The sequence below is a fragment of the Arthrobacter sp. Y3221114 genome, assembly GCF_059092625.1.
In genome coordinates, this window is the sequence record NZ_JBNHHW010000005.1 from 108,804 (window position 1) to 125,722 (window position 16,919).

Annotated in this window: 21 protein-coding genes; 9 read left to right on the top strand and 12 right to left on the bottom strand. The window is 67.0% G+C overall.

What is annotated here, in order from left to right:
* Window positions 1-3: 3 nt before the first annotated feature.
* Together AC5RV3_RS12655 and AC5RV3_RS12660 are read right to left on the bottom strand one after the other, a co-directional pair.
* Window positions 4-495: a tripartite tricarboxylate transporter TctB family protein gene (locus tag AC5RV3_RS12655; protein WP_494122427.1), complete on the bottom strand. Its 492-nt coding sequence runs from the start codon at window positions 493-495 to the stop codon at window positions 4-6.
* A gap of 1 nt (window position 496) precedes the next feature.
* Complete coding sequence (locus tag AC5RV3_RS12660) at window positions 497-1,468, bottom strand: tripartite tricarboxylate transporter substrate binding protein (RefSeq protein WP_494122428.1); 972 nt, start codon at window positions 1,466-1,468, stop codon at window positions 497-499.
* A 233-nt stretch (window positions 1,469-1,701) separates the two neighbouring features.
* Between AC5RV3_RS12660 and AC5RV3_RS12665 the strand changes: the two genes are divergently transcribed.
* Entirely contained in the window at window positions 1,702-2,175 is a 474-nt protein-coding gene (locus tag AC5RV3_RS12665) for a DUF3237 domain-containing protein (protein WP_494122429.1), read from the top strand.
* Between the two features lie 93 nt (window positions 2,176-2,268).
* On the opposite strand, the gene glsA is transcribed toward AC5RV3_RS12665, so the two are convergent.
* Window positions 2,269-4,083, bottom strand: coding sequence for a glutaminase A (gene glsA / locus AC5RV3_RS12670; protein WP_494122430.1), 1,815 nt, complete (start codon window positions 4,081-4,083; stop codon window positions 2,269-2,271).
* Window positions 4,084-4,215: 132 nt separating this feature from the next.
* Between glsA and AC5RV3_RS12675 the strand changes: the two genes are divergently transcribed.
* The 3 genes from AC5RV3_RS12675 (at window position 4,216) to AC5RV3_RS12685 (ending at window position 6,131) form a co-directional block, all read left to right on the top strand.
* Window positions 4,216-5,010 carry a hypothetical protein gene (locus tag AC5RV3_RS12675; protein ID WP_494122431.1) on the top strand — a complete coding sequence of 265 codons (795 nt, stop codon included), beginning with the start codon at window positions 4,216-4,218 and terminating at the stop codon, window positions 5,008-5,010.
* A gap of 313 nt (window positions 5,011-5,323) precedes the next feature.
* Window positions 5,324-5,569: a LapA family protein gene (locus AC5RV3_RS12680; RefSeq protein ID WP_493987706.1), complete on the top strand. Its 246-nt coding sequence runs from the start codon at window positions 5,324-5,326 to the stop codon at window positions 5,567-5,569.
* Window positions 5,570-5,582: 13 nt separating this feature from the next.
* Window positions 5,583-6,131 (top strand): DUF488 domain-containing protein, encoded by a 549-nt coding sequence (locus AC5RV3_RS12685; protein ID WP_494122432.1) that lies wholly within the window; start codon window positions 5,583-5,585, stop codon window positions 6,129-6,131.
* A gap of 131 nt (window positions 6,132-6,262) precedes the next feature.
* Here AC5RV3_RS12685 and AC5RV3_RS12690 read toward each other — a convergent pair whose 3' ends face one another.
* From AC5RV3_RS12690 to arsB, 4 genes are all read right to left on the bottom strand, one after another.
* Entirely contained in the window at window positions 6,263-6,562 is a 300-nt protein-coding gene (locus AC5RV3_RS12690; RefSeq protein WP_494122433.1) for a hypothetical protein, read from the bottom strand.
* A gap of 31 nt (window positions 6,563-6,593) precedes the next feature.
* The gene (locus tag AC5RV3_RS12695) at window positions 6,594-8,096 is read right to left on the bottom strand and encodes an FAD-dependent oxidoreductase (RefSeq protein ID WP_494122434.1); all 1,503 of its coding nucleotides are present in this window, start codon (window positions 8,094-8,096) and stop codon (window positions 6,594-6,596) included.
* A gap of 32 nt (window positions 8,097-8,128) precedes the next feature.
* Window positions 8,129-8,560 (bottom strand): arsenate reductase ArsC, encoded by a 432-nt coding sequence (locus AC5RV3_RS12700; RefSeq protein ID WP_494122435.1) that lies wholly within the window; start codon window positions 8,558-8,560, stop codon window positions 8,129-8,131.
* 128 nt (window positions 8,561-8,688) lie between these two features.
* Window positions 8,689-9,792: an ACR3 family arsenite efflux transporter gene (gene arsB / locus AC5RV3_RS12705; RefSeq protein WP_494122436.1), complete on the bottom strand. Its 1,104-nt coding sequence runs from the start codon at window positions 9,790-9,792 to the stop codon at window positions 8,689-8,691.
* 122 nt (window positions 9,793-9,914) lie between these two features.
* Between arsB and AC5RV3_RS12710 the strand changes: the two genes are divergently transcribed.
* The gene (locus AC5RV3_RS12710; RefSeq protein WP_494122437.1) at window positions 9,915-10,280 is read left to right on the top strand and encodes an ArsR/SmtB family transcription factor; all 366 of its coding nucleotides are present in this window, start codon (window positions 9,915-9,917) and stop codon (window positions 10,278-10,280) included.
* Window positions 10,281-10,290: 10 nt separating this feature from the next.
* On the opposite strand, the gene AC5RV3_RS12715 is transcribed toward AC5RV3_RS12710, so the two are convergent.
* From AC5RV3_RS12715 to AC5RV3_RS12730, 4 genes are read right to left on the bottom strand one after another with little or no spacing between them, the layout of a single operon-like run.
* On the bottom strand, window positions 10,291-11,151 hold the full coding sequence (locus AC5RV3_RS12715; RefSeq protein WP_494122438.1) for a phosphatase PAP2 family protein: 861 nt from the start codon (window positions 11,149-11,151) through the stop codon (window positions 10,291-10,293).
* A gap of 34 nt (window positions 11,152-11,185) precedes the next feature.
* Entirely contained in the window at window positions 11,186-11,395 is a 210-nt protein-coding gene (locus AC5RV3_RS12720; protein WP_494122439.1) for a CDGSH iron-sulfur domain-containing protein, read from the bottom strand.
* Window positions 11,331-12,365, bottom strand: a complete 1,035-nt coding sequence (locus tag AC5RV3_RS12725) for a glycosyltransferase family 2 protein (protein WP_494122440.1) — start codon at window positions 12,363-12,365, stop codon at window positions 11,331-11,333. Before AC5RV3_RS12725 ends, AC5RV3_RS12720 begins: the two co-directional genes overlap by 65 nt.
* The gene (locus AC5RV3_RS12730; RefSeq protein ID WP_494122441.1) at window positions 12,362-13,420 is read right to left on the bottom strand and encodes an iron-containing redox enzyme family protein; all 1,059 of its coding nucleotides are present in this window, start codon (window positions 13,418-13,420) and stop codon (window positions 12,362-12,364) included. The genes AC5RV3_RS12725 and AC5RV3_RS12730 overlap by 4 nt, the downstream gene beginning before the upstream one ends.
* Window positions 13,421-13,620: 200 nt before the next feature.
* Here AC5RV3_RS12730 and AC5RV3_RS12735 point away from each other — a divergent pair, with 200 nt between their 5' ends.
* The 3 genes from AC5RV3_RS12735 (at window position 13,621) to AC5RV3_RS12745 (ending at window position 15,402) form a co-directional block, all read left to right on the top strand.
* Window positions 13,621-14,181: a type 1 glutamine amidotransferase domain-containing protein gene (locus AC5RV3_RS12735; RefSeq protein ID WP_494122442.1), complete on the top strand. Its 561-nt coding sequence runs from the start codon at window positions 13,621-13,623 to the stop codon at window positions 14,179-14,181.
* Window positions 14,182-14,252: 71 nt separating this feature from the next.
* A complete protein-coding gene (locus AC5RV3_RS12740) occupies window positions 14,253-14,813 on the top strand; it encodes a GNAT family N-acetyltransferase (protein ID WP_494122443.1) in 561 nt (186 codons plus the stop codon).
* Between the two features lie 154 nt (window positions 14,814-14,967).
* Complete coding sequence (locus AC5RV3_RS12745) at window positions 14,968-15,402, top strand: Hsp20/alpha crystallin family protein (RefSeq protein WP_494122444.1); 435 nt, start codon at window positions 14,968-14,970, stop codon at window positions 15,400-15,402.
* A gap of 88 nt (window positions 15,403-15,490) precedes the next feature.
* Here the strand turns inward: AC5RV3_RS12745 and AC5RV3_RS12750 are convergent, their stop codons facing one another.
* Window positions 15,491-16,255: a SurA N-terminal domain-containing protein gene (locus AC5RV3_RS12750; protein ID WP_494122445.1), complete on the bottom strand. Its 765-nt coding sequence runs from the start codon at window positions 16,253-16,255 to the stop codon at window positions 15,491-15,493.
* A gap of 142 nt (window positions 16,256-16,397) precedes the next feature.
* On the opposite strand from AC5RV3_RS12750, the gene AC5RV3_RS12755 reads away from it, so the two are divergent.
* Complete coding sequence (locus AC5RV3_RS12755) at window positions 16,398-16,841, top strand: glutaredoxin family protein (RefSeq protein WP_494122446.1); 444 nt, start codon at window positions 16,398-16,400, stop codon at window positions 16,839-16,841.
* Window positions 16,842-16,919 lie beyond the last annotated feature (78 nt).

Sequence of the window (16,919 nt, forward strand, 5' to 3'; positions counted from 1 at the left end):
CGATTAGAAGAGCCGGAGATTCACGCCGAGCGCGGTGGCAAAGACCACATAGGCAACCACAGGGGTAACGGCAGCAGTGACCAAGGCAGTAACCCACTTCTCGGCAGCGGAGAATCGAACCACCGCCAAAACCATCGCAAAGCCTGCTCCGACGAACCCAATGAAGGGGTAGGTGATGAGAAACAGGCACAATCCGACCAGCAGCCAAAGGATGCGGCGCAAGCCAGAACGGCTGGGTACTTGGAAGCGATGCCCGGACGTGGCGATGACGGGTGTCAGGACCAAGGCCAGGATGGCCACCGACATGGGCCACAGGCCGGGGCCGGGGCGGGAGATGCCGCCTAGACCCAGCTGCATTGAGCCGACGATGGCCATGACTGCGATGACGGCCACCAACAACGGTGAGTACCGATCGGCCGCTCCGGAGTCGTCCGGAGAAGGACGCTCATCTTCATCCAGACCATCGTGCGGGCCAGACCCAGCGGTGCCGACCACGCTACTTGCCGATTCCAAGGCGTTCGTACATTTCCACGAAGCGGTCACGTTCCGCGGGGATGACCTCGGTGAACCACTTTTCACCCTCGACACTCGGAACGGTGCCCGCGTTAGCCTCGACGAACTCGACAAACTCCGGGTCGGCTGCAGCATTTGATGCGGCTTTTTCAAGCGTGGCAATGACGTTTTCAGGTGCATCCGCTTGGACCACGAGCGCTTGGGAGCCTGAGAAGACAGCCTTTTCAACGCCTTCCTCCACAACGGTCGGAACGTCGGGAAGCGCCGGGATGCGCTCTGCAGTGCTGATGGCAAGGGCTCGGATTTCTCCGGATTTCAAGCGCGGCTGCGCACTTGTGACATCCTGAATGCCGTAGTCAACATCGCCATTGACGATCGCCTGGAGGGCAGTCGGGGAACCGTCGTAGGCGACATTTTCGCCTTGGAAACCCTTGACCGCCGCAATCTCCGCCCCAATGAGGTGCGTGGGGTGCCCCTCACCGAAGCTTGAGTACGTCAGCCTCTCCTTTGCTGCCGCCAGGTCATCCAGGGTCTTGAAGGGAGAGTCAGCCGGCACTGCCACAACGAAGCCGTTGTCGGAGGTGGGCTGGATAGAGCGGAAATCATCAAAGTCGTAGGTTACCGCCTGTTGCAACATGCCCGAGGTGAACGCTCCGGTCGGAGCAAAGAGGAGGGTGTATCCGTCAGGCTTGGCGTTGGCCGCTTCGGTGGACGCGAGAACGCCACCACCGCCGGGACGGTTGACGACCATTATCTTCTTTCCGAGTTCATTCTCAAGTGAGGCCGCAAACTTCCGGGCGGTGGTGTCATTGTGCCCCCCCGGGGCGAACCCGACGAGCATCTCTACGTTCTTGGTTGGGTAATCACCCGCAGAGCCGGACGAGGCTCCGGCGGCGCCGCAGCCGGCGAGCGTTGCTGCCAGAAGTCCGGCAGTGGCGAAGGCCTTGATTTTCAAAATGTTCTCCTCTTGGGCACCTCCCGGCCCATTTGCCGAGGAGGACACTCAATACTGTGCACCAGATCACAGGGAAGCAAAAATGATACTTTCTGAAGACCCTCATCACTTTTCTTGATTGCCGTGCCTCGGGAGCGCTGTTCGGTCCCGCGGTCCTGAAGCCTCGACCGCTCGGGACGTCAGGCTTGTCCTTCTGTCTTTCAGCGCCGGAAGACCGTTGCTAGATTGGGCGCATGATTGAGACGTTCATGAAGCCGGAGCTGACTTTTTTCGCCTCCGTCTCCGTAGAGGTAGGCGAAGCAATTGATATCGGTGAAACCATAGACGGGAGGCGCCGCGTCATTCCGATCCTCGGCGGAATTGTTCGCGGTGACGGATGGGACGGAAAAGTACTTAACGCGGGTGCTGACTTCCAGGTGTACCCTTCCGCGGATACCGCCTACCTGAAGGCAATGTATGTCATTCAGGCCGATGACGGCAGCCGGATTTTCGTCGATAACGAGGCCATCCGGACCGGCTCACCGGAGAACCTGGCCCGGTTGGTAACCGGGGAAACTGTTGACCCTGCTTTGATTTACTTCCGGTTCACTCCGCGGCTCACAGCAGCAATCGACGGGTCTTTCGCTTGGGTCAATTCGAAGCTGTTCATCGGGGCCGGCGTTCGCACGCCTGATTCCGTACGCTTGGAATTCTTTGCCGTCGAGTGAAGGAGATCGAGGAGGGCGAAACAGTTTCACGCATGACCGCGTCACAATAACTTTTTGAACTCCACAGGTGGCGTTCGTTGCCCTTGACTATGTTCAGTCGCGGATGCGGACGGCCGTTTCGCGCATGTAGCGGTCCACGTGCGCGTAGGCGTCGCGGGTCAGGGCTTTCCAGAGTTCGACGGCGAGGCGCGGGTTTTCGCTCTCCAGGCGGCTCATGGTTTCGGCCGGGAGGAGTCTGACCCGAACCGGACCATCGGCGCGCACGGTGGTTTCCTGCCGGTCCGCGCTGCCCAGTGCCATTTCGCCGAACGTCATGCCGGCGCTGAGGGTGGTGAGTTTGACTCTCGTGTTCTCCGGCCCGGTGGAGGTGGTGGTGACGCGGCCGGACAGGATGAAATAGACACCGGCGAAGCGCTGGCCAACCCGGCGAATCAGCTCGCCGTCGTCATAGCTGCGTTCTTCCATCAGCTCCGCGAGCGCGGCGGAGTCCTCGGGGTCGAGCGGGCTGAGCGCCGGGGAATCGGCCACGTCCACCGTCGCGGGCCTGCAGAGCTCGTCGCCATAGGCGGCGATCAACCGGTTTTCGGCGAATTCGACGGCGGTGCTGCGGGTGGCGAACGACGGCACCGGCCGCCCGGAGTCTTCGAACCGCTGCGACAGGGCGCCCTCGCCGTCGATCATCACCAGTTCGCGCCCGGCGTCCGCGAGCGAGGCCCGAAGCTGCTCCAGCATGTCCAGGGCGACCGGGGCGGTCTCATCCACCCGGCGCATGTCCAGGATGACGAGCTCCACCGACTCGTCCAGGTCGCTGACCTCACGCACCATGGATTCCGTGCCGGCGAACAGCAGGTCCCCGTTCAGCTCGATCACGCGGGCGCGGTGCCCGTGGGCGCGCAGCACCTCGGCGGCCTCGTCGTTGCGGCGAATCCCGGACGGGGCGTCGGTGATGTCGTAGCTGGCGCGGATGGCGTTGCGGCCGGTGCGCGCGGCCCGGACGAAGTGCAGCCCCATGTCGTGCGAGATCCGCCGGCTGGCCGCCACCCCGCGCCCGCTGCTGCCGTGGTCGTCCAGCGGCGGCGAATAGACGGCCAGCCCCAATTGACCCGGCAGCACCGCGAGCAGGCCGCCGCCGACCCCGGACTTTGCCGGCATGCCCACGTCGGAGAGCCACGCACCGGCGTCGTCATACATGCCGCAGGTAGCCATCACGGAGAGGACCCGTTCCTCCACCTCCAGGTCCAGCACCTGCTTGCCGGTGAGCGGGTTGGTACCGCCATTGGCCAGGGTGGCCGCCATGACCGACAGGTCGCGGCAGGTGACCAGCACCGAGCATTGCCGGAAATAGTCCTCGGCCACCGGGTCCGGATCCTGCTCGATGATCTCGAAGGAGCGCAGCAGGTGCGCCAGCGCCCGGTTGCGGTAGCCGTGCCGCGCCTCCGACTGGAACGTGCGTTCGCTGACCGACAGTTCGCGGCCGGCAAAGGCGGAATAGTGCTCGAGGATGCGCCGGAACCCGGTCTTGCCGCCGCTGCCCTTGATCAGGGAGGTGGCGGTCAGCGCCCCGGCGTTGATCATCGCGTTGGCCGGGCGGCCGGTGCCCGGAGCCAGCGATATTTCGTTGAAGGCGTTGCCCGATGGCTCCACGTCCACCTTTTGGTCCACGGCGTCCAGGCCCAGGTCGGAGAGCGCGAGCCCGTAGGTGAAGGGCTTGGAAATGGACTGGATGGTGAATTCTTCGCTCGAGTCGCCGACCTCGTACACGTAGCCGTCCACGGTGGCCAGGCAGATGGCGAACTTGTCAGGGTCCGCGCCGGCCATCGCGGGAATCCCGCCGTACGGCTTGCCGTCCTTGAGGCCGGCGAGCTCGGCGTGCAAGGTGCGCAGATAGGTTTGGATAGGGGAGTCCATGATGCCAGCCTATGGGGTGGCTGGAACGTACAACCACCGGGGCCCAGGGGAGCAGCCCGGCGATCGGGCCGCCGAGGTGCCGATCATGCCGGAAAGCCGGGCTGATGGCGCCCGGCGGGTTAGATTGGCGGTATGACCGATCCTGGGCCGGTGCCTGCCTCCGACAATCCGCTGTTCGCGTTGCTGGCGGCCGGCGATCGCGCCGGCGTTCTTGCCTATGCGGCAGCCATGCCGGACAGCGAAAAGCGGCGCCAGAAGTCGCTGGTCCGACGGTTCCGGATGGTGGTTTCGGCAGAGCCGACCTGCATGCGCTCGCCGGAGGGGTGGTGGCGGGGCCCGTTGCAGCCCGACCACTGGGCCGCCGCGGACATCGCCCACATGGCCTGCATCGGCGCGGAACGGTCCGCCGCCCTGTCCTACACCGATTTCAAGGTAGCGCGCGACGTGCCGCCGGTGTTGTTTCCCGGCCACTTGGAGCTGTTCGTCGAGTCCTGGTCGGACCGCTATCTGCGCAATCCCAAGGGCTGGGACCGGAACCGGGGCACAGACGCGATGTTTGATTGGGTCCGCGACGGCCTGGTGCCCGCCCCGGCGCATCGCGGCGCCATGCTCCTGTTGCTGAGCCAGACGCAGGTCGGAAGCATCGACTTCCTGAAGTTCGTGCGGGAGCGGCCGGGATTGATCGACGTGACGCTGAAAGAACTGTTCCATGTACCCGGGATCAAGGGCGCCAGCGCCATGCAGTTCGACGAGGGCAATCCCCGGGAGAACCGCAAGCTGGCGGTTCTGCTGCCCCAACTGGTCAAGCTGGGCTACTGGGACGCCGAATGGGTCCGGCAGGGGACCGAGCGGGTCCTGGCGAGCGACGAATGGCCGGATTACCAGAAGCGCTTTTTCAAGCTGCTGCGCAGCAACCTCGCGGACTGATTCAGGGCCCCTCGAGCATGACGTCGTAGCGCACGACGTCGACCAGACCGCTCGCGCATCGGTATGCCTGCGCTGATGCATCGTCTACGCTGAGGGAAACGGCGCAGCGGCGAAAGGCAGGACAACAATGACTTCCAATCCGCAGGGCACGGGACGGGACGGAGCCGAGACCGGGGGCACGAACACCGGCCGATCGGGAGCCGGGCCGTCCGGTAAGTCCGGTCAGGGCGCATCCGACGACCTTGGACCCAAAACCGGTGGGGCAGGCCCGCAAGAAGGGCACGACGCGAGGCAACAAGGCACCCGACTGGGGATGATCTGGACGTCGGTGGTCGTTGCGCTGCTCCTGTTGGTGCTGCTGATTGTGTTCATCGCGCAGAACCAGGACCAGGTGCTGCTGCGCTATTTCGGTTTCGAGGGGCAGGTCGCACTGGGGCTGGCGCTGTTCGTGGCGTCGGTCGCCGGCGGCATCTTCGTCGCCGCCGCAGGGGCCGCCCGCATCATCCAGCTGCGCTACCGCGGACGGGTAAGCCGCAAGAACGGTTCGACGCCGCGTTAGTTCGGGTTCGCAGATGGCACAGGACGAACACCCGCGGCTGTTCACCGTCGGCCACGGCACCAGCACGCCCGAAGAGTTGACCGAACTGCTCAACGGCGCCGGCGTGCAGAAGGTCGTCGATGTCCGCCGCTTCCCGGGCAGCCGCAAGCATCCGGACATGGGCCGCGAGGCGCTCACGGAATGGCTTCCCGCCGCCGGCCTCGGCTACCGCTGGGAAGAAGACCTGGGCGGACGACGGCGGATTCCCGCCGGCGAGCCCGAGCCCGACGGCTGGTGGCAAGTCGCTGCGTTCCGGGCCTATGCCGCCTACACGCGCACCCCGGAATTCGCCAACGGGCTGGGACGCCTGCTGACCGACGCCGAGGCCGCCGACGTGGCGATCATGTGCAGCGAGAGCGTGTGGTGGCGCTGCCACCGCCGGCTTATCTCGGACGTCCTGGTGTTACTGCACGCCTATGAGGTGGTGCACCTGCTGCCCGGCGGCAAGAAATCATTGCACGAGCCGTCGGCAGGTGCCAGAACCGAAGCCGGCCGGTTGTACTGGGACCTGCCGGCAGCATGACGCCAGGGCAGAAGCCACGGCCTCGGGAAACCGAGCCGCGGCGGGTCGCTGGGGAATAAACCGCGGCGCCGGGGGAACCGCGCCGCGGCGCCCGGCAACAAGCCCGCGCGGCACGGCCGCCCAGTGAGCGGTCAGCGCTTGCGGCCGAAAACCAGCGAAGCCAGCGCCGTCGCGGCCGTCACCGTATAGACGGCCGGCCAGGCGCCGATCTTCTTGGCCAGCGGATGGGACACGCCGAAGGCCGCCAGATACCCACCGGTCAGCGCTGCCGCCCGGCCGGTGCCGGCGTTGCGCTGCCACATCGAGAAGGCTCCTGCTCCCGCGGCGGCCAGCACGGCTCCGGCCAGGGGGCGGTTCTTGGTCGCTTGGCCGGTCTTGAAACCGCCCAGCAGGCCGGTGCTGGTGAGCAGGGTGGGGAGGACGGAACTCATGGGCATCTCCTTGGACGTCGGGACTCCCAGACTATCCCCGCCCCGTCGCCAAGGGCTCGCCCGAGCGGCCGTGCCGGAACCCGGTGGGGAATCCCAGCTGGACCGGCTCTGGCGCGGAACAGCAGCTCGCGGCTGCTGGCTCCGGCTCGGCTGCCTCTTCGCAGGCAGGCGTTTCCCGACCGGCGGACGTTTCCCCACCGGCGGTTTCCTCGCCGACCGCCACCCGACCCGCAGTTCCCGTTGCGGGGACGTCGCAGCTGGCGCCGAGGTCGGTGGAGCAGACGCCTGTCTCCGGCAGGTTCAGTTCCACGTTGTCGGCGGCCGCTGCATCCCCGGCCAACGCGGCGGCGATCGAGCGGACCTGCTCGTAGCCGGTGGCCAACAGGAAGGTCGGCGCCCGGCCGTAGGATTTCATGCCGGCCAGGTAGAAGTCGCGGTCCGGGTGAGCCAGCAGCCTGGCGCCGTGCGGGGGAACGGTGCCGCAACTATGGAACTCCGGATCGATCAGCGGGCCAAGCGCGCGGGGCGCTTCCACGGCCGAATCAAGCTCGAGCCGGACCTCGCGCAGCATGTCCAGGTCGGGCCGGAAGCCGGTGGCCGGAACCAGCAGGTCCACGTCGAGCTGCACGTCGCCGTCGGGAGTACTGCCGCTGACGGCGAGGCTGTCCGCGCACGTGAAGCCGGTGATGGTGAACGAGGTGTGCAGGTCCACGTGGCCGTCCTCGACCAGGCGGCGCAGCCGCGTCCCCAGCTGGCCGCGCGCCGGCAGCCCATCCAGCTCCCCGCCGCCATAGAGCCGCGCGACACTGGAACCGCGGACCGCCCAGCTGACCCGCGTGCCCGGTTCGTTCTTAGCCAGCTGGCCAAGGTTCAGCAAGGTATTGGCGGCCGAGTGGCCGGCGCCGACCACCAGGATGTGCTTGCCGGCAAAGCGCGCGCGGGCGCTGCCGACGACGTCGGGCAGCGGCCCGGTGATGAAGCCGGCGGCCAGGGCCTCGGCTTCACCGGGAGCGGGCAGCCCGGCCTGGCCCAACGGGTTCGGCCGGCTCCACGTACCGGAAGCATCGATCACGGCGCGCGCGAGGTGGTCGGTGACCGTCCCCGAATCGTCCTGGACCCGGACCAGGAACGGCGTCTCGGCCCGGCCCAGCGAATGGGTCTTGTCCATCCCGGCGCGGCTGACCGCCACTACCCGTGAAGAAGTGCGCAGGATATTGCGCAGGGCCGGCACGGCGGCCAGCGGCTGGATGTAGCGCTCCACCAGTTCGGAGCCGTAGGGGAGTGCGCTCGGCCGCGGCTCTTCCCAGCTGGCAGCCTCCAGCAGCCGGCGGGACGCGGCGTCGATGTTATAGCGCCAGGGGGAGAACAGCCGGATGTGGCCCCAGTCGGCGACCGCGGCACCGGCAGCCTCTCCGGCTTCGAAGACCAGCGGGGTCAGTCCGCGCTCCAGCAAGTGGGCCGCCGCGGCCAACCCGACCGGCCCTGCACCGATGACGACGACGGGGAGTTCCGCACTGTTCCTGTCCTGGCTCATGTTCGGCTTCCTCGCAGTAGTAGTAGGGCGGGTCAGTTCGCGCCGGGCTGCGCGGGCAGCAACTCAGCGATCAACTGCTCGATGCGCCCCTTGATCTCATCGCGGATCGGCCGGACCGACTCCACGCCCTTGCCGGCCGGGTCCTCCAGCACCCAGTCCTCGTAGCGCTTGCCGGGGAAGAACGGGCACTCGTCGCCGCAGCCCATGGTCACCACCACGTCCGAATCCTTGACGGCTTCGGTGGTGAGGATCTTGGGCATTTCGGCGGAGATGTCGATGCCCTCTTCACGCATCGCCTCCACGGCTGCCGGGTTGACCTGATCGGCGGGCTGGGACCCGGCGGAGCGGACCTCGATGGCGCCCTTCGCCAGGTGCGAGAGGAAGGCGGCGGCCATCTGTGAGCGCCCGGCGTTGTGGACGCAGACGAACAGGACGGAGGGCTTCTTGGCGGTTTCGGTACTCATGCGCTGAATGCTCCTGTGCTGGGTGGGAAAGTCGGTGTGCGGCCGGGTCTGTTAGGTGTGCGGCTCGGGCGGTTACGTGTCGGGTCTGCCTGTCCGTGGGGTCGGGCCGGTGTCCCGACGCGGTCGGATCAGCGGAAGACGACGGACGGCGACGCCTCCGCGGGCTCGGTGAAAAACCGCCGCCGTGCCCACAGGGCCACGTAAACCAGGGCCACCAGCACCGGAACCTCGATCAGAGGCCCCACAACGCCGGCCAGCGCCTGCCCCGACGTCACGCCGTACGTGCCGATCGCCACGGCGATGGCCAGTTCAAAGTTGTTGCCTGCGGCGGTGAACGCCAGCGTGGTGGTGCGCTCGTAGCCCAGCTTCAGCAGCTTGCCGACCACCATGCCGGCAGCGAATACCACCACGAAGTAGATCAGCAGCGGCAGCGCAATGCGGGCCACGTCCAGCGGATTGGAGGTGATTTCGTCGCCCTGCAGCGCGAACAACAGCACGATGGTGAACAGCAGGCCGTACAGTGCCCACGGCCCCAGCTTCGGCAGGAACTTGCCCTCGTACCAGGCGCGTCCCTTGGCCTTTTCGCCGAGGGTGCGGGTGAGGAATCCGGCCAGCAGCGGGATGCCGAGGAACACCAGCACGGAGACCGTGATCGCCCAGAAGGAGAACTCGGCGCTGGTGGTCGGCAGGCCGAGCATGGACGGCAGCAGCTGCAGGTAGAACCAGCCCAGCGCGCCGAACGCGATCACCTGGAACACGGAGTTGATGGCCACCAGCACCGCGGCCGCCTCGCGGTCGCCGCAGGCCAGGTCGTTCCAGATCATCACCATGGCGATGCAGCGGGCAAGCCCCACGATGATCAGGCCCGTCCGGTATTCGGGCAGGTCGGGCAGGAAGATCCACGCCAGCGCGAACATGAACGCCGGCGCCGCCAGCCAGTTGATCACCAGCGAGCTGACCATGAGCTTCTTGTCCGCCACCACCCGGTGGGTCTCGTCGTAGCGGACCTTGGCCAGCACCGGGTACATCATCACCAAGAGCCCGACGGCGATGGGCAGCGAGACGTCGGCTACCTGCACAGAATCCAGCGCCGGCCCGATGCCCGGGACGAACCGCCCGAGCAGCAGCCCGGCGGCCATGGCAGCGATGATCCACACCGGGAGGAAACGGTCGAGGGTGGACATCTGGGCGGCTACCGGGCTGGTGTCGGGTGTTGCAACGGGCGTGCTCACGTGGCTCCTCGTGACGGGACGTTGGCGCGTGGTGTCACCGCCGGAAGTCGTATCGATGTTCGTCGATACCGAGTATGGGTGGACACATCGACAACTGTCAATCTCTGGGCATAATGGATGACATGACGTCCGTTACCGACCTCGCGCCGACCGACCTCGACGGCGATCTCGTTTCGTGCTGCACTCCCAGCGGTGCGCCGCCGATGGGCGCCGACCGTGCCGCCGCGCTGGCCGGCCAGTTCAAGGCCCTGGCGGACCCGAACCGGCTGCGCCTGGTCTCCATGATTTCCGCGAGCGAAGGATCCGAGGCCTGCGTCTGCGATCTGACCGAGCCGCTGGGGTTGGGGCAGCCGACCGTCTCGCACCACCTGAAGGTCCTGGTCGACGCCGGGATCCTGCACCGGGAAAAGCGCGGCGTGTGGGCGTACTTTTCCTTGGTCCCCGGGGCGCTCGACAACCTGGCCGGCGTCCTGGTCGAGCCCGCCTGAGAGCATCTGGCTAGGGTGCCGCCGGCGGGGATCTCCTTTCGGTGGGAACCCGGCCGGCCCCGCGGTGCCAGACGGTCAGGTAGAGGCGGTGGGCGGTGATGACCAGCGCCAGCCACGCGACCCCGAGGGTCCACGCGACCAGGACATCCGTGAACCAGTGGTGGCCCAGGAAAACCCTGCTTAACCCCATGGCCACGGCAAACAGGGCGGCGGCGCCGACCGTGAGGATCTTGGACCGCCGCCTGGCTTGGCGCAGGATGAGCAGGTAGGCCACCACGCCGGCGATCACGACCGCGTTGAGGGAATGCCCGCTGGGAAAAGACGCCGAATATTCGAAGGGCGGCACTGCCTCCCGCAGCGCAGGGCGGGCCCGTCCAATGAACTGCTTGGCCGCAACCGTCATTAACAGCGACCCGGCAGCCGCGGTGGTGATGAGAATGGCCGGGGTCCAGGACCGCCGGCGAAAGGTCAGGATACCCATGACGAGCAACGCGAGGATCGGCATGCCGATGGGCCCGCCGAGGTTCGTAAACGCGGTAACCGCCGTATCGAGCCAGGGGGACCGGACGGTTTGCGCCGCGTCCAGGACCGGCTGGTCGAATTCGGCGACGCCGTCTTCGTCGGTCACCGCCTCATAGATCTCCGCCGACGCCACGGTGAGCAACACCGCGACCAGCGCTCCGGCGGCCAGGGTGAGGATCAACGCGGCGTGTGGACCCAGGATGCTGCTGAGGCGGTGCATGCACCGCGCCAGGAATTTGCCCGGTGGCGTGTTCCACCTGGTCAGGTCCCGCCCGCCCAGGAATCGCTCTTCACCCGTCCCACCGCCTGGCCGGACCGGCGCGGCGTCGTCGTTCAATTCATCAGGCACCGCGCCCCCTCAACATCAGCGCCGCAAGGCCGCGCTACTGCGCCGCCTTCCGCCTCGCCGCGAGCAGCTTGTGCGTTCCGTCGCAGTACGGTTTGATGCCCGATCCGCCGCAGCGGCACAGGGCAACGGTCTCCCGGGTCCGGGGCACCGCCTTTCCGTCGCCGTCCACGAGGTCAAAGTCACCGCGTACCAGCAGCGGCCCGTCGGGGCAGACGACGATTTCGGTCGGTTCCTGGCTCGTCATTAATTTCTCCTATCGTGACGTTAAGGTGACTGAACCGCCGCCGCAGTGGTGCCGGACGGCTGGCCGCGCTCCGCAGCCGACGGCCGGAATACGGCATGCCGCCCGTACAGCGCCAGCCCACGGCGAGCCATGAGGTCACGGCCCGCTCCAGCACCCACAGCGGTGCCCACAGCGCGGCGCGCGCACCGAACACCCGGGCGCCGCCGGCACGCCGCCGCCCCGCTTCCGCAAGGACGACGGCGGCGGCGGCCCACGCGCCATAGCCTGCGGGCCGGCGCGCCTGCAGCAGCAGGAGCGGGACCAGCAGCAGTTCCACGGCCAAGCGCGCGGGCTGGGTTTGGGAATCGTAAGCCTGCCGAATCCGCTGGCCCAGGAAATGCCGGAAGGTCGGCGGCAGCCGCCGGACGTAGATGCCGTCGGCCCGGACCTGGCGGCCGCCCGCGGCCTGGACCGTGCGGATTAGTTCCAGGTTCTCGAACAACACGTCGCCGCGGTAACCGCCGGTTCTCAGCAGCAGCGAGCGGCGGACGCCGAGCGTGCCGGGGTAGTCGGACGCGAACGCCCGGTTCAGCAGGGACCGCGCGGTGTCCCAGCGGGCATGCCACGGCAACGGGTCGAAGTAGTTCTGCGGGCGCACCAGTTCGGCATGCCCCAGCAATTCCGCCACGGCGGACAGGTTCTCCGGGGTGTAACGGACGTCGTCGTCGGCAATGATGACCCGGTCATGCCGCGCGTGCCGCAATCCTGTCAGCACCCCCTGCACCTTCCCATTGGGCGTGGGCGGTCCGTCCGGGCGCAGATGCTGCACGCGCCGCTGCCAGAGCCGGTGATGCTCGGCGAAAACAGTCTCCGCGGAGCCGTCCACCACCGTCACGTCCACCCACTCCGGCAGGGACAGCAGATAGCGAGTGAGTTCGGCGTCGCCGCCGTTGTCCTGCCACTTCAGCGGCAGGACGTACTCGATCCTCACACCGAGGCGCCGGCGGCAACCGGTGCCTGCCGGCCCGAATCCAGCGGTTGGCGGAGCGCCGAACGGCCGGAAGTCCAGGCGTCCAGCTGCCAGCCCCCTGCCAGTCCGTCCAGGTAGAGCGCGCTGCCGGCACCGAAGAACACATCGGCGGCCAAGGTCGGGTCCCCGGCGATCAGTCCGCCGGCCAGGTCCCGTCCGGCGATCTGTTCGTGGACAGCATCGGCCTCCACATGTTCCTCGAAGTACTCCGTCACCTCGCCGGCGAACCCCAGCCGGCGGAAACCGCGTGCGTATTTGCCGTTGGGAATCGAAGAGGTCATCTCGTAGATGGCCAGGTGCCCGCAGATCGCTCCGCGCAGCCGGCGCTGCAGCCCAAACAGCGACATGCTGTTGACCGACGCCAGCGTGATGGCCGGGACGGAGTCCACATAGGCTCCGAACGAGGGGTCCAGCCCCAGTCCGCGCATGGTGCGGGCGAAGAGCTCCGAGTGCATCCGGCCGGGCTTTCCTCCGCCGTATTCGTCGGCCTGGATCTCGACCATGGCCGACTTGGCCCGCCCGTCCAGCCGGGGGATGGCCCAGGTGTGTGGATCCGCTTCCTTCAGCTGGTACACCGAGCGAAGGACCAGAAATTCCTTGGCCTGTTCCAGCGAGGCCTCGCGGGCCATGAACGCGGAGAGGCTGGGCCCGTCGTCGTCAGCCGCCAGCTCGAAGAGCCGGTCCGCCACCGCCTGCTGCGAAAGCTGTTGCGGGGCCGGAACGGAGACGGACTCCCGCAGCCTGGCCTCCATCCGCTGCTCGATCAGGGCGCGGACCCGAAGAAGGGGCAGGTTCCACTCCCACTGGTCGTCTACGCCGTCCAGCCCGCCGTAGTGAAGTTCGTACAAGGCAAACAGCGCAAGCTGCAGATCGTCGTCGAACAGGACGTCCTCGGTGACTGCCAGCCTGTTCTCGGCCGCGGCCTGCAGCTCCGGCAGCGCGTCGGGAATCTGGCTGCTGTGCAGGGCGGCCAACAACGTCTCGCTGACAAGGCCCCGGGGGTGGGGGAGCTTCACGGCGTCTCCTTACTGGGTCGGCGCACGGCGCGCCGGTTCGTGATCTCCAGTTGACCCCGGCCCCCGGGACACGTCAAGAGTCGGTGCAGCGCAAGGCGCCTGACGGCGGGGCCCCCCGCGCGGTGGCGCCTTGGCTTCGCTTCCCAGCAGTGGCAAGGTGGAAGTTGTCCGAACATCTCCACTGGAAGGACGGAAAAAGCATGCCCGAAATTGCAGGCAAAAAGGTCTTGGTAGCGGTGAGCAACCGCGGTGTTGAACAGGACGAACTGAAAGTCCCGGTCGAAAAACTGCGCGCGGCTGGCGTCGACGTCACGATCGCGGCGCCCGAAGCCGGCGACGTGGAAACCATGGTCGGGGACTGGGACCGAGGCGAGAAGATTCCGGTGGACAAATCTCTCCCCGATGTTTCCGACGGCGACTATGACCTGCTGGTCCTGCCGGGCGGGACGCTGAACGCAGACCAGTTGCGACTGGACCCGGACGCCCAGGGCATAGTGCGGTCCTTCTCGGAGTCCGGCCGGCCGATCGCCGCCATCTGCCACGGCCCTTGGCTCCTGGTGGAAACCGGGCGCACCCGCGGCAAGACGCTCACCTCCTACATCTCGCTCAAGGCGGACATCATGAATTCCGGCGGCCAGTGGGACGACGAGCCCGTGGTGATCGACCGCCAACACGGCTGGACCCTGGTCACTTCCCGCAACCCGGGCGATCTGGACCAGTTCGTCACCGGCATCATGGACGTCTTGGCCGAAACCACTTGAGCCCGAACGTGCAGCCCCCTTCGGCGCCGCCCGTTCTTGCCACGCGGACGACAACTGGCACAATCGCAGACATGGATGCGCGCCTGCCGCTGGCTTGGCCGGAGGTCACGCCGGCGCAGGGCAGCGTGGTGCTGCGCCAATTCCGCAGCGAGGACGCCCATCTGGCCCTCGAGCTGGCCCAGGATCCGTACATCCCGCTGATCAGTTCCATTCCCTCGCCGTGCCGGGAGGACGATGCGGTGGAGTGGATCCTGCGCCAGAACGGGCGGTTCACCTCCGGCGCGGGTTACTCCTTCGCGGTGGCAGACGCCGAGTCGGACCGGGCGGTCGGCCAGATCGGGCTCTGGCTGACCTACCTGCCGGAAGGCCGGGCCACCGCCGGCTACCTGATGTCCCCGGCACACCGGGGGCAGGGCCGGGCAGCGGATGCGCTCGCGGCGCTAGCAGCTTTCGCCTGGACCATCCCGGAATTGCACCGGCTGGAGCTTTACATCGAGCCCTGGAACAACGCCTCGATCCGGACTGCCGAGTCCGCAGGCTTCAGCCGCGAGGGCCTGCTGCGCAGCTACCAGACCATCGGCGGCGTGCGCCGGGACATGCTGCTCTATGCGGCGATCCGCCCGCGGACCTAACCCATTCCTGTTTATACCGGGCGGCTATACCATGTTGCCGTGCCGGAAGCACCGGGTGCGTATGCCAGAACCTGCACCTGCGAAAACTGAAGGGTATTAGGGGTCGGGGGCCCTCGGCCCCCGGCCTGCCGTTTCTGTCACAGGAGTGTGAGCCATGAGTGATTCGCTGAAGTGGCCGCCGTTCGAGCGCCGCTCGCCCTTCGAGCTGGCGGAGCCCTTCCGCCGCTTCTTCGAAGGTGAACAGGAAAAATCCATGATCCGGGTGGAGGAGGAGATCAAGGACAACGTCCTGACAATCAGGGCCGAGCTGCCCGGCATCGACCCGGAAAACGATGCGGAGATTTCCGTCTCGGAGGGACAGTTGCATATCCGCGCCGAGCGGCACGAGCGGAAGGAGGAGAAGGAGAAGGGCACCTACCGCTCGGAGTTCCGCTACGGATCCTTCTCCCGCAGCGTGCCGCTGCCCCATGGCGTCAAGGACGAGGACATCACCGCCACCTACAGGGACGGAGTGCTCGAGATCAAGGCCCCGGTTCCGCAGTCAGGGACGGAAACGCCGCGGCAGAAAATACAGGTCACCCGCGGGTAGGCGCCCGTTGCTCAAGCCGCCCCGGACAACAACGACGACGGTGCCCGCTGTGGTGGGCACCGTCGTCGTAGTTTCGAGGCAGGGAAAATCAGAGGTGGATCTTGACGTCCGCCTTCTCGCGGAGGTCCGTGACCAGGGCCTGCGTGGCTTCTGATTCCTTCTGCGCCTGGATCTGCTGCTCCAGGTTCGGCCGCATCTCCTCCATGGAGGGAACCTCGGCCTTCTGGCCGGTCTGCTCGCCCATCTGCTCTTGCTGCTTCTTGGCCTGCTCGTAAGCGGCCTTCAGCTCGTTCTCGGTGGGCTTGGCGTCGCCGGTCTCCTCGGCAATCAGCTTGTCCACCCGGACCTGGGTCTCCATTTCGGCGTTGACCTCGTCCTCGGTCATGCCCTGTTCCTTGATGGCGGCCATGAGCTCATCCACGGTCTTGAACTGGTTGGCCTTGGCCATCTCCTCCAGTGAGGCCTGCACGTCCTTCCCGGACGCCTTGATCCCGCGGTTGTCCGCTTCCTGGATCAGCAGCTGCGTGCCCACCATGGCCTCGGCCGTCTGCTTCTTCAGCGCGTCCTGGTCCACTTCCTGCCCCGTCATCTGGGACTGCATGGCCATCTGCTGGAACTGCCCTTCGTACGCTGCGGTGAACTTGTCCTTGGGGATCTCCGTCCCGTTGACCTCGGCCACCACATCGGGGATGCCTTCAAGATCCGGCTCCGGCGGCTGGGCCTGCTCTTCGGCGCCCGCGCTGGATTCCGCCGAAGCCGCCGGACTCGAACCGCTCTCCGCAGGCGCCCCGCAGGCGGTGAGGACGGCGATGGAGCCAGCAACGGCCAGGCTCAATAACCACTTCTTAGTCACACTGTTCTCCCATCTCGGTGCACAAGTCAGCGACACTACTGGTCAACCATGTGTGTTGCCGTGGCGAAAGCTGGGAGAAACCTAGGCAAAACCGGAGCGAGGGCGCCCGCGACGGCGTGGACGGCGCGCGTACGCTGTGTCCATGAAACGCTTTGAGCGCTGGTTTCCCGCGGCAGCTTTGGCCGCTCTGGCCGTGGCTGCCCTGGTCTTTAAGGGGCAGGACGGCGATTGGCTGCCCGGCGGCATCTACGCCGCGTTGCTGCTGGCCGGCGCGTGGGCGGTAAGTCCTTTCTTTGGCAGCCGGCGGGCCACCCCGTGGACAGAGCTGAGGGACCAGGGCGACGACCCTGGCCGGGTGGTCATCTTCTGGCGGCCCGGCTGCGTCTACTGCCTGCGGCTTAAGGCGAGCCTGGGCCGCAACGGCCGGGCCGCGCACTGGGTGAACATCTGGCAGGACCCGGAAGGCGCCGCGTACGTCCGGCAGCACAACCACGGAAACGAAACCGTCCCCACTGTGCTGCTGGGCGGCGAGGTCCTGACGAACCCGGAACCCAGCCTGGTCGGCCGGGCCTTGGCCGGCAGATGAGCGCCGGCTCTATCTCCGGTCGCGACGGCTGAGTACCATGTTGCCTGTTGTGGGCGCTTAGCCCCCGGGTAACGGTTC